At 74.8% G+C, this 11808-nt stretch carries 10 protein-coding genes and 1 tRNA gene; 7 read left to right on the forward strand and 4 right to left on the reverse strand.

Annotation, left to right across the window (positions count from 1 at the left end; translation table 11 throughout):
• Positions 1-229: 229 nt before the first annotated feature.
• The 3 genes from ACWCPM_RS29340 to ACWCPM_RS29350 all read left to right on the forward strand — a co-directional run bounded on the left by ACWCPM_RS29340 (position 230) and on the right by ACWCPM_RS29350 (position 1430).
• Entirely contained in the window at positions 230-592 is a 363-nt protein-coding gene (locus tag ACWCPM_RS29340) for an ArsR/SmtB family transcription factor (protein WP_450979278.1), read from the forward strand.
• Positions 589-1242, forward strand: coding sequence for an SRPBCC family protein (locus ACWCPM_RS29345; RefSeq protein WP_450979279.1), 654 nt, complete (start codon positions 589-591; stop codon positions 1240-1242). The genes ACWCPM_RS29340 and ACWCPM_RS29345 overlap by 4 nt, the downstream gene beginning before the upstream one ends.
• 114 nt (positions 1243-1356) lie before the next feature.
• A tRNA-Pro gene (locus tag ACWCPM_RS29350) sits at positions 1357-1430 on the forward strand.
• Positions 1431-1481: 51 nt separating this feature from the next.
• Here the strand turns inward: ACWCPM_RS29350 and ACWCPM_RS29355 are convergent.
• On the reverse strand, positions 1482-1775 hold the full coding sequence (locus ACWCPM_RS29355) for an SCO4225 family membrane protein (RefSeq protein WP_450979280.1): 294 nt from the start codon (positions 1773-1775) through the stop codon (positions 1482-1484).
• A gap of 207 nt (positions 1776-1982) precedes the next feature.
• On the reverse strand, positions 1983-3068 hold the full coding sequence (absR1, locus tag ACWCPM_RS29360; protein WP_450979281.1) for a beta-glucuronidase AbsR1: 1086 nt from the start codon (positions 3066-3068) through the stop codon (positions 1983-1985).
• A gap of 95 nt (positions 3069-3163) precedes the next feature.
• On the opposite strand from absR1, the gene ACWCPM_RS29365 reads away from it, so the two are divergent.
• Positions 3164-4969, forward strand: coding sequence for a LuxR family transcriptional regulator AbsR2 (locus ACWCPM_RS29365; RefSeq protein ID WP_450979282.1), 1806 nt, complete (start codon positions 3164-3166; stop codon positions 4967-4969).
• A 40-nt stretch (positions 4970-5009) separates the two neighbouring features.
• Here the strand turns inward: ACWCPM_RS29365 and ACWCPM_RS29370 are convergent, their stop codons facing one another.
• Positions 5010-7613 carry a CHAT domain-containing protein gene (locus ACWCPM_RS29370; RefSeq protein WP_450979283.1) on the reverse strand — a complete coding sequence of 868 codons (2604 nt, stop codon included), beginning with the start codon at positions 7611-7613 and terminating at the stop codon, positions 5010-5012.
• A gap of 110 nt (positions 7614-7723) precedes the next feature.
• Between ACWCPM_RS29370 and ACWCPM_RS29375 the strand changes: the two genes are divergently transcribed.
• From ACWCPM_RS29375 to ACWCPM_RS29385, 3 genes are read left to right on the forward strand one after another with little or no spacing between them, the layout of a single operon-like run.
• Positions 7724-9157, forward strand: a complete 1434-nt coding sequence (locus tag ACWCPM_RS29375; RefSeq protein WP_450979284.1) for a S8/S53 family peptidase — start codon at positions 7724-7726, stop codon at positions 9155-9157.
• Positions 9158-9216: 59 nt separating this feature from the next.
• Positions 9217-9792: an RNA polymerase sigma factor gene (locus ACWCPM_RS29380; RefSeq protein WP_450979285.1), complete on the forward strand. Its 576-nt coding sequence runs from the start codon at positions 9217-9219 to the stop codon at positions 9790-9792.
• On the forward strand, positions 9789-10283 hold the full coding sequence (locus tag ACWCPM_RS29385) for a hypothetical protein (RefSeq protein ID WP_450979286.1): 495 nt from the start codon (positions 9789-9791) through the stop codon (positions 10281-10283). Before ACWCPM_RS29380 ends, ACWCPM_RS29385 begins: the two co-directional genes overlap by 4 nt.
• Positions 10284-10313: 30 nt before the next feature.
• On the opposite strand, the gene ACWCPM_RS29390 is transcribed toward ACWCPM_RS29385, so the two are convergent.
• Positions 10314-11537: a cytochrome P450 gene (locus ACWCPM_RS29390; protein ID WP_450979287.1), complete on the reverse strand. Its 1224-nt coding sequence runs from the start codon at positions 11535-11537 to the stop codon at positions 10314-10316.
• Between the last annotated feature and the right edge of the window lie 271 nt (positions 11538-11808).

Here is an 11808-nt window from a genome sequence, read left to right on the forward strand (position 1 = left end):
TGCGCCTCGCGCGGTACCGGGGGCGCGGGTCCGGCCGCCGCCCTCACCGCCGTACGCACATGCTGAGCGCGTTCGCCGCCACGACCGCGGCGATCCCCGACCACTCCGCCACGCCCAGGCCCTGACCGAGGACCACCCAGCTCTACCGGGCGTGATCGCCGCGGAGACCTGCTCGGCTCCCTTAGTATCATCTCTCGCTTATATAAGTGAATGCTGATAGATTCGGTCCATGCACGCTTTCGATGTGCTCGGCGACCCCGTCCGGCGCCGCATCCTGGAGTTGCTGGCCGACGGCGAGATGACGTCCGGTGCGGTCAGCGAGGTCGTCCGGGCGGAGTTCGGGATATCGCAGCCCGGGGTCTCGCAGCACCTCAAGGTGCTGCGGGAGAACGGCTTCGCGACGGTCCGCCCCGAGGGCACCCGGCGCCTGTACGCGGTGAACTCCGAACCGCTGCGGGACGTCGACGTCTGGCTCGACCGGTTCCGCCGCTTCTGGACCCCCCGCCTTGACGCGCTGGCCACCGAACTGGCGCGCGGCAGAAGAGAGCGCCGGCTGAGCGGCGCCGAAGACCCCCCGAGGAGCACCACATGATCGACGTCACCCATCAGATCGACGCCGTCGGCCGTCGCGTCGGCAAGCGTGTCTTCAAGGCCGGCGAGGCCCGCGTCGTCACGGTGAGTCAGACCTACGACGCCCCGCTCGACGACGTCTGGGACGCCTGCACCGACGCCGAGCGCCTGCCCCGCTGGTTCGCGCCGGTCACCGGCGAGCTCCGGCTCGGCGGGCGCTACCAGGTACAGGGCAACGCCTCCGGCACCGTCGAGCGCTGCGACCCACCCAAGGGCTTCTTCGCGACCTGGGAATACGGCGGCGAGACCAGCTGGATCGAGCTGCGCCTGACGCCCGAGGGCGACGAGCGCACCCGCTTCGAGCTGGAGCACATCGCCCATGTCGACGACGAGCGGTGGGCGCAGTTCGGGCCGGGAGCGGTCGGTGTCGGCTGGGACCTCGCCGTCATGGGCCTGGCCCGCCATCTGTCCGGCGCGCCCGCCCTCGACCCCGCGCAGGCCGAGGCGTGGTCGCTGTCGCAGGAGGGCATCCGCTTCGTCACCCTCAGCAGCGACGGTTGGTACGCCGCGAGCGTGGCGTCCGGCGAGGCCGAGCGGGCGGCACGCGAGGCGGCGGACCGGACCACCGCGTTCTACACGGGCGCCGAGCAGCCGGACAGCGGAGAGCGGTGACCCTGACGCCGCCGCTCCGGCGGGGGAACGGCACCCCGCGCGTGAACGAGCCCACGCGCCGTATGGGGTAGGGTTTGTCTGCGTGTTCACCCGGATCTCCGGGTGCCGACGCACCGGGACGTGGCGCAGCTTGGTAGCGCACTTGACTGGGGGTCAAGGGGTCGCAGGTTCAAATCCTGTCGTCCCGACGGTGCGAAGAGGGCCTTCGCCGGTGGGAGCCGGCGGAGGCCCTCCGTATTTCACGCCTGGCGCCTGCCGCGCAGCAGCCGCCACAACACCCACGCCTGGGCGAGTCCTCCGGCGGTGAGCAGCGCGAGCGACGCCTCCGGTGAGGCGGGTATCGCCAGCAGGGGGATCGACACGGGCAGCGTCAGGGCGATGAGCCAGATCCCGCCCGTGCCGGGGTCGCCCGCGGCGACGAGCGAGCCCAGCCAGGCGGCGACGCCGACGACGAGCGTGGCGTAGCCCCCGGCGAGCAGCAGGGCGGTGTCCGCGCGGGTGTACCGGCTCGGGGTCTGCCGGGGCGCACGCATGGGGTCTCCTCGGGTACGGGACTGTGTCCTTCTGGAGTACCCCTCCCGCGGGCGCCGAGGCCCCGGCGGCGCCGGCCGGCCGGCGACGAGCGGGCCGGCGCGGGGTGTGGCGTGGTCGGGGCCCGTCTCCCTCCCCCGAAGGCGACGGACCCCGACCGCTCCCCCGACGCCGGACTGTGGTCCAGGCGTCCGTGTGGGGACCGGCGGTCACCAGCACATGACCGCTGTCTCGCCCGCACCCCAGGAGGAGTACAGACGCACACGGACGAAGTAGCGGCGGCCCTTGACGAGCCGGGCCCGGACAGCGGCGTTTCCGGGGGTGCCCCCGTCGTCCTGTCCGGCCAGATAGCGGGGCTCGCCGTCCCGCTCCTCGAACACCACGACGACAGTGTCGCTGTCGCCGAACGTGCCCACGGTGTACGTGCGGGTCTCGGGCGGCTCGACGGCGAAGTCGGCCTGCTCGCCCTGACCCAGACCGAGCGGCGCCGAACGGAACGGCACCAGCGCGGGCGGCGGCGCGGCGCCGGCCGGCGGGTACCAGCGGAGCACGAACTCCTTGTCGAGGGCGGAGAGCGTGCCGGGCGGGTTCAGTCCCGCGCGGAACTGCTCGGGCTCCAGGATCAGCCCCGACGAGAACGGATACTCCATGATCGAGTGCGGGTCCCAGACGGAGCCGTTGACCTCGTCCGGATCGAGCTTGCGCAGGATGTTGGAGAACGTCCTGTCGCGGTTCCAGAAGTTGGGCGGGCCCGCCAACTCGTCGTAGACGGCCTCGTCGTCCCAGTGGATGCCGGCGAACGGGCTCTGGTGCTCGTGCAGCATCCCGAGCGCGTGCCCGATCTCGTGCAGCGCCGTGGCGCGTTCCCCGGGCTCGGTCAGGTCCCAGCCGAAGTTCATCGTGCGTTCGCCACGGCCGGCGCGGAGCGCGTCCCTGCCCACGGTCGACCACGAGCCGTCGCCCGGCTGGAAGCCGATCCGCAGTTCGGCCTCCGTCCGGTCGTCGACCTCGGCGAAGGCGATGCCGATGCCCAGCCCCTGCCACTGCGCGAGGCACTCGCGGACGACGTCCTGCTGCTCCTTGGCACCGCCCCACGACACCCGCCGCGTCTCCGCGGTCCCCGGCACGGGGATCACGGACCCGTCGGCGTCGCCGGTGAAGAAGCAGTAGTGCAGCACCGTGCCGTTGACCCACATCCGGCGTCCGCTCGCGAGCGCACCGAGCCGCTCGGCGGTCAGCCCCGGTGCGAAGACGGGGGCCGACGCCTGCATGAGGGAGCAGTAGCGTCCGGGCATGCGCACAGCCTGCCGTCGGACGCGTCCGGGGCGCCTGAGTCGGGGGCTACTCAAGTCGCCCTGTATCAGGACTGAGTAGTGCCACTCATGTTGACGTGACGCCTTACGAGCAGGACGCGAAGACCCTGGAACTTCCCTGGCCCTTCACCGGGCGGCAGGGCGAACTCGCACTCGTGCGCCGCTCGTTGACCGCCGGCCGGCCCGGCATCGTGGTGAGCGGGCCCGCCGGGTGCGGCAAGACCCGCCTGGCCACCGAGGCCGTCCGGGGCGCCGACCCCGCCAGGGCCGCCGGGACGCCCGAGACCAGGGAGATCCCCTTCGCCGCGTTCGCCGCTCTGCTGCCCGAGCGGGTCACTCTGCACCGTGCGGTCCAACTGCTCTCCGGCACACGGCTGTTGCTGGTGGACGACGCGCACCTGCTCGACGACGCCTCCGCCGCCCTGGTCCACCAGCTCGCCGTGCACGGCCGCACCCGCCTGCTGGTCGTGGTCGCCGACGGCGCGCCCGTGCCCCCGGCGATCTCCCGTCTGTGGACGGGTGAACTGCTGCCCCGGCTCGCCCTGGAGCCGCTGCCCGCCCAGGACACGCCCCAGCTGCTCACCGCGGGCGCCGGAGCCTCGCTGGAGCCTCTCACCGCGAACCGCCTGCACCACCTGTGCCAGGGCGACCTGAGCCTCCTGCGCGACTTGGTCGGCGCGCTGCGCGACAGCGGTCGGTTCACCCGGGTCGAGGGCACGGACGAGAGGGAGTGGCGCGGGCCGGTGCCGGTCACCGCGGCCGTCCTCCACCGGATCGCCCTCGCCCTCCACCGCACGGCCCCCGACGAGCGGGAGACCCTGGACCGCCTCGCCTTCGCCGAGCCCCTCCCGCTGCCCATGGACGCCCTCGACCTCGGCATCCTCGAACGGCTCGAACACGACGCCCTGGTGCACGTCGACGACGACGGCGCCGTCCGACTGGCCCACCCCCTCGTCGGCCCGACCCTGCGCGCCACCGCGGGCCGACTGCGCACCCGGCGCCTGGCGGGCACCCCGGACCGGTGCGACGCCGCCCTCGCCGCCGAACGGGCCGCGCTGCTGCGGCACCTGGAGCAGACCGACGTACGGCCGCCCGCCGCGCCCGTGGGGGAGTGGATCGTGGCCGAGGGCGCTTCGGTGCCGGCCGGGTACGCCGCCGTCCGGGCGCGGCTCGCGCGGCTGCGCGGGGAGCTGCGGGAGGCCGGGGCGTGGGCCAGGGAAGGGCTGCGCGGCGCGCCCGGGGACGCGCTGTGCCGCGCGGAACTCGCCCTCGCCACCGCCCAGTCGGGCGAGGTGGGCGCCGTCCGGCAGGCCGAGGCGAGCGGCGCCGTGGCCGTCTGGACGGCGGCGGCCCGCGGCGACCTGGACCGGGCGCTCGCGGCAGCCGACGCGGAGAGCGCCTACGACGCCGTACGCCTCGGTGCGCCCGAGCACGCCGCCGGCCGACTGCGAGGGGTGTTCGCCGAGCACGCCGACGCGCTCGCCCGGGGCGACGGGCCCGCCCTGGACCGGGCGGCCGCACGGCTGGAGGAACGGGGGTACCTGCTGTTCGCCGCCGAGGCGCACGCCCAGGCCGTACGGGCGCACCGCGACCCGCGCGCCGCCCGCACGTCCCGCACCCGCGCCGTCGCCCTGGCCCGGCGCTGCCAGGGCGCCCGCACCCCGGCCCTGTCCGGCCTCGCGCTCGGTGAACTCACCGCCCGCCAGCGCCAGATCGTCACGCTCGCCGCGGCCGGCCTCAGCAACCGCCAGATCGCCGAGCAGCTCACCCTCTCCGTCCGCACGGTCGGCAACCACCTCTACAGCGCCTACACCCGCCTCGGCACCGGCGACCGGGCTGCCCTGCCCTGGCTGCTGGAACTGCCGGACGCGCGGCCCGCGTGACCGCGCGCGGCGGCCTCGACCTGCGTGACCGCGCGGATCCTCAGGCCGCCCCGAACGCCGTGAACGCCCACCCGGTCGCCTGGTGGACCGCGTCCCCCGGAACCGCGGCGCGGGCGTCGCGGAGGGCCTCGGCCAGGGAGAGGCCGGTGGCCAGGCCCTTGTGGAGGGCGAGCATCAGGGGGACGACCGCGGCGTCGTTGACGGGCGCGCTGCTGGCGACGACGCCCGCCGTGCCCAGCGGGAGCAGCGCGGTGACCAGGCCGAGCAGCTCGTCCGCGCCGACGGACGCGAGGCGGGCGGTGTCGCAGCTGGAGAGGATGATGCGGTACGGGCTGCGGTCCAGACGTTCGAAGTCGTGCACGATGAGCGGCCCGTCGGCCATCCGCAGAGCGGAGAACAGCGGGCTGTCCGCCCGGAACGTGCCGTGCGCGGCGATGTGGGCGAGTGCGGCTCCGTCCAGCTCCTCCAGCACCCTGGGGACGCGGGCCTCGTCGTGCTCCAGGACCGTCGGCCTGCCGTACCGGTCGGCTACCTCGGGCACCTCCGCGCCCCCCGTCGCCAGCCCCGGCCCTCGCACCAGCACGTGCCGTCCGCCCGGCGGCGGTTCGGTCTCCCGGGCCCGCAGCCAGCTGACCGCCGACGGCGACACGCTGAGCACCCGTTCCCGCAGCGACGGCAGCAGCGCCCACGGCACCCGGTGCAGCCGGGCCGGCGGCACCACCACCACCGGGCCCGGCCCCAGATGCGCCGCGGCCGGCCCGAGCAGCAGCTCCTCCAGCCGCCGCCCCGCCGCCTCCACCACCGGCAGCCGCCCCTCCGCGCCCGGATGCGCGAGCCGCCGCAGCCCGGCCTGCACGTACTCGGCCTCGGCCTCCGCCTCCGTGATCCGCCCCGCCTCGTACCGTCGCACCCGCCCCTGAGCGCACAGCAGCACGTGCACGCGCCCGTCGAGCACGGCGAGTTCCACCAGTCGCGTGCCGCCCAGCCGCGCCAGCAGCCCGCCCACGTCGAAACGGTCCCCGTCGCCGGGCGAGCCGCCCCGGATGTGCAGGGTCCGCGAGCGGACCTCCCGCTCCAGGCGCCGCTGCTCCCGCTCCAGCGCGGGCACCGGACGGCCCTCCATCCGGGCGGCCTCCGCGCGTGCCGCGATCTCCCGGAACGCGGTCAGCGAACGCACCAGCGCCGGATCGGCCGGCGGCCGGGTGGGCGGCGCGGACAGCACCGTCGCCCGCCACCGCTCGCTCCACATCAGCAACCGCCGCGGGCCCCCGGCGGCGAGGCTCGCCTGCTGCGCCAGCGCGGCCAGTTCCGCGCCCTGTTCGGTGGCGCGTGCCCGCAACTCCGAGGCGCCGAGCGTCATCCGATGGTCGTCCAGTACGTCGAGACCCCGGCGGCAGGCCTCCAGCACCCCGCGGCTCGAACCGGCGGCATGCGCGCGCAGGGCCTGCGCCGCCCAGCCCGTCATCCGCGCGGGCGACGGTCCCGAGTGCCTGCTGCGGGCGGCGACCGCGAGATGCCGTTCCGCGTCCGTGCGCCAGCCCAGGGCCAGGGCGATCCGGCCCGCGAGCAGCGACGCCTCCGGCGCGGCGGGCGCCCCGAACGCGGCCAGCCGGTCGGCCACCGCCGCGGCGTCCGCGACCAGCCGGCCCGAACGGCGCCCGGCTGCCACCCGGGCCTCGATGAGCACCAGCCGGGCGTGCGTCTCCCACCAGGTGCGCCGCTGTGCCGCGAACAGCCGCACGGCGAGCGCCGCTCGGGCGATCGCCGTGTGCGGATCTCCGGCGAGACGGGCCGCGCGGGCGGCGACGAGCAGCAGCTCCGCCTTGCGGGTCGACTGGCCGCCGATGCCGTCCAGCACGCCGGTCGCCGCGTCCGCCTCGGCCAGCGCCTCCTTGGCCAGGCCGGCCGCCATCAGCACCTCGCAGCGCCGGATGTCGAGCATGAAGGAGGGCGTGCCGAGCTTGGCGTACCGCTCCTGCGCCTCGTCCAGCAGCCGCAGCGCCGCGGGGATGTCACCCGACCGGAACGCGGCCAGGCCCCGGCTCTCCACCGCGTCGGCCTTGTCGTGCTCCTGGCCGGTGGTGTCCCACAGCCGCTCGGCGGCCGTGAAGTCGGCGTCGGCGCGTTCCACCGAGCCCAGCGCCAGGTGCACGGTCGCCCGCAGGGTCAGCGCCCGCGCCGTCCAGATCACGTCGTCCGCCTGCCGCAGCACGGGAATCGCCCGGCGTACGTCCTCCAGCGCCTCCCGGTGATGGCCGAGCACCCACCACACGTAGGCCCGTCGGTACAGCACCCGCGCGCGCGTGTGCCCGGTGCCGCGCAGCACGCCCCGCTCGAACGCGGCGAGCCCCTGCCGTGTGCGGCCCGCGTGCACCAACGCCACGCCGAGCGTGCCGAGGACGTCCGCCTCCCGCTCCGCCGACTCGGCGCGCGCCGCCAGATCGCGGGCGCGGCGCAGATGGTCCAGGGCGATCCTCAGATCGCCGAAGTCCCGCTGCCAGATGCCGATCACCTGATGGGCGACCGAGGCGTGCAACGGCGGCGGATCGGCGCCGAGCACCCGTTCCGCGCCGGCCAGCGCGTCGTTCGGAGCGGCGAACACCATCGGCAGCAGTTCGAGGACCGTGTCGCTTCCCGCTGTCACCCCTCGGATGGTAGTGGCCCCGGAACCGTGCCACACAGGTTTGTCTCTGTATCAATCAGTCGCCCGTCTGCTCTAGTTGTCGACGCACAGCACCAGTAGGAGGACCCGCCATGGCACCACAGCGATTCCGCGAGCAGTTCGACCAGATCCAGCGCTCGATGCCGGACGTCCCCCTGGCGATGGGACCGGACGACTCCGCCGAGTTCCTGTACGAGAAGGGGGTCGTGCTCGCCCGCGACGGCGAGGAGGCCCGCATGGTCGAGGACGCCGTGCGCGCCCACTTCACCGAGACCACCGGCCTCGTCGGGGAGAGCGTCCGCCGGGCGGGCCCCGAGACGAACCGCTCCGGCATCACCCGCATCCAGGTCGGCGACCCCGGGCAGGGCGACCGCCGCGGCGACCGTGACGTCGCGAGCGCCCTGCGCGCCCTGCGCACCGCGGAGGGACGCGCCGGCCGCAGGCTGGTCAGCCGCAACCACGTGGTGCACATCGCGGTCAACGCCTGCCCGGGCGACGAGCCCGTGCCCGCCCAGCCCACCGAGCAGCCCAACCCGGCGCCCGCGGAGGGTCTCTACGACCCGGACACCGCCGTCGGCGTGCTGGTGATCGACACCGGTCTGATGCGGGACCACCGCTCCTACCCGTTGCTGGCGCGCGCCCAGGGCGACCTGCAGATCCAGGAGTGCGACCAGGACGGTGTCCTCCAGCAGTACGCCGGGCACGGCACGTTCATCGGCGGACTCGTCGCCGCCGTCGCGCCCAACACCGAACTCACCGTGCGGGGCAGCCTGAACGACGCGGGCGCCATCCTGGAGTCCGAGTTCGGCGACAAGCTCTTCGAGGCCGTCGACGCGGGCGGCTGGCCCGACATCATCAGCCTCTCCGCCGGCACCTCCAACGGCCGTTCCGACGGACTGCTCGGCGTGCAGGCATTCATGGAGGAACTGCGCGCGCAGCGGACCCTGCTCGTCGCCGCCGCCGGCAACAACGGCAGCGCCACCCCGTTCTGGCCCGCCGCGTACGCCGATCTGCCGGAGTACGCGAGTTCCGTGCTGTCCGTCGGAGCGCTGCGCGGCGACGGCGAGTTCGGCGCCTGCTTCAGCAACCACGGCGGCTGGGTGAAGGTCTACGCCCCCGGCGAGCGCCTCACCAGCGCCCTCACGGGCTTCACCGAGCCCGTCCCCTACATCTACCAGCACTCCACGTACGACTCCTGCCGCTACGGCTTCGGCTACGCCTGCACCTGTCAGTCCCCCCGTCACACCGGGGTGCTCAGCGCCGGTCAGGACGACCCGGGCGAGCCGGACCGGGTGATGTTCGAGGGGCTCGCGACCTGGAGCGGTACCTCCTTCGCCACCCCCGTGGTGGCCGGCCTGATCGCCTCGCACATGGTCGCCCACAAGGCGACCGACCCGCGTGCCGCCCGGCAGCAACTGCTCGCGGCCAACACCGAGTTCGCGGAAGTGCGCGGTGCCGTCGCGCCGGCGCTGCTCCCGCCGACCTGGCGCCCGGGGCCGGTCGGGACCGCCGGTCCTGGAGCATGAGTGCGCTGACGGTCCCCGCCACGGCGTACGATGTCTTGCCGTACACGAGGGGTGGGGCCGTGGACCGTGCAGATGTCGGCGCGCTCGTCCAGTCCGCCGTCGACGGTGACGCGGCGGCCTGGAAAGCGCTGGTGGAAGGGCTCAGCCCGCTGGTGTGGTCGGTGGTGCGCGCCCATCGGCTCTCCGACGCCGACGCCCACGAGGTCTACCAGACCGTCTGGTTCCGCTTCGCCCAGCACCTGGGCCGGATCCGGGAACCGCAGAAGGCGGGGGCCTGGCTCGCGAGCACCGCGCGGCACGAGAGCCTGAAAGTGCTCAAGAGCCTGCGCCGGACGACACCGACCGACGATCCGCAGCTGCTGGACCGGGTCAGCGAGGACCGCACACCCGAACAGACGGTGATCGACTCGGAGGAGGCGGCCGCCCAGAGCGAGCGCGTCCGGCGGCTGTGGCAGGAGTTCGAGGAACTGGGGGAGCGCTGCAGGCAGTTGCTGCGGGTGCTGATGGCCTCGCCGCCGCCCAGCTACCAGGAGGTGTCCGCCGCCCTCGGGATCGCCGTCGGCAGCATCGGGCCGCTGCGCCAGCGCTGCCTGCGCCGGCTGCGGGCCCGACTCGACGCACGGGGAGCATCGTGAACGCCACCGACGACAAGGGCTTCGACGACGAAGACGTCGTGTATGACGACGAGTTCGACTGCGGCCCGCTGGAGGAGGAGCTCCGGGGTGCCGCCGCCGTCCTGGACCCGGTGCCTGCCGAGCTGCGCCGGATCGCCGTCGAGGCCTTCGCGCTGCACGACATGGACGCGCGGCTGGCGGAACTGACCTTCGACTCGCTGGTCGACGCCATCCCCGTGCGGGGGGTGACGGACGCGCCGCGGATGCTGACCTTCCGCAGCGGTGAACTGACCGTCGACGTCGAGGTGACCGCCGAGGGGCTGATGGGGCAGCTGCTGCCGCCCCAGCCCGCCCGCATCGAGGTGCTCGGCGGGCCGCAGCCGACCGCGCCGGACACCCTCACCGCCGACGCCATGGGCCGCTTCACCGGTGACGTGGCGCCCTCCGGCCCCTTCGCGCTCCGGCTGCGGGCGGGCGGCGAGGTCGTGGTCACGGAGTGGCTGCGGGCCTAGGGACCGATCCGGGCGAACCTGCCCTGCCCCTCACCAGGCGCAGGGCAGGTTCACCGGGCCCCGGATCATGGTGCTTCGTCGCCAGCGGACGTCCGGCGCGGGGACGGCGAGCCGCAGCCCGGGAAGCCGTTCCAGCAGGGTGGTGACGAGCAGTTCGGTCAGTGTCCGGGCGAGGACGGCTCCGGTGCAGTGGTGCGGCCCGTTGCCGAAGGACAGATGCGGGTTGGGCTCGCGTCCGGGGTCGACGCGGTGCGGATCGGGGAAGACGTCCGGGTCCCGGTTGGCGGCCAGGTAGGAGACGTAGACCGCCTCGCCCGCCCGGATGAGGGTGCCGCGCACCTCGACGTCCTCCAGCGCGATCCGGGCCAGCCCGACCGAGCTGCGGTGCGGCACGTAGCGCAGCAGCTCCTCCAGGAGCGGACCACGGTCCTCCGGGCGGTCCCGCATCCGCCGCATCAGCTCGGGCCGGGTGAGCAGCACGTACAGGATCTGACCGCAGTTGTGGGTGACGGCCTCGCCGCCGATCTGGAGCGGCCCGGCGAGGCCGACCGCCTCCGCCGCCCCGACCTCCCCGCGGGCCACGGCGGCGGCGAGCAGGGAGTACACGTCCTGCCCGCCGCTGTCGCCGCGGGTGCGGACGGCCTCGGTGATCCAGCCGTAGAGCCCCTGCTTGGCCCGCTGCGCGGCTTTGGCGCCGCCCGAGGTGGAGATGATCTGCCGGGTCCAGTCGTGCACCCGCGCGCGGTCCTCGTGGGGCACGCCCATGACCTCGCTGGTCACGGCGACCGGGAACGGTTCGAGCACGCGCCCTACCAGATCCGCCGGCGGCCCCTCGCGCAGGACGTCGTCCAGCAGCGCGTCCAGGATCTCCCGCGCACGCGGGCGCAGCCGCCGCATCGCGCCGACGGTGAAGGCGCTCGCGACCGCCCCGCGCAGCCTGTTGTGGTCGGGCTGGTCGGCGAAGGCCAGCGAGCCGGGCCGTGGCGCGAAGTGCGGGGCCATCCGCGTCACCTCGCGACCGGGCAGCGCGGCGCGGCTGAACCGCGCGTCGCCGGTGATCGCCCGCACGTCCTCGTGGCGGGTGGCGAGCCAGGCCCAGCCCTCCCCGTACGGCAGCCGGACGCGGTTCAGGGGGCCCTCGGCCATGAGGTCCTCCAGGACCGGGTCGAACCGGAGGCCGTCCAGTTCGAGCGCCGGCCACTCCCGGACCGGGGGCCGTCGCCGTCCGGTCGGCGTGGTGATCTCCTCCGTCATGCCCCCACCGTCACCGCCGGGCCGCCCGCTGTCGCGCGGGGGCACTCCATCGGGTGCTCGGCGGGAGGGGCCCGTCGCCGTGCCTGCGCCTGCGGGAGGGATGCTGCCCGCGGCAGGCGGCAGGCGGCAGGCGGCAGGCGGCAGGCGGCGTGTGTCGGTGGGAGGGGGGGGCGCTGCGGGCCGGAGGGGCCGGTCTCGGCGGGACAGGCCGGTATCGGTGGGACAGGCGTCCCTGCCGGCGGGGCAGGCCGGTCTCGGTGGGCGGCGTCCG

The organism is Streptomyces sp. NPDC002309 (genome assembly GCF_053593375.1).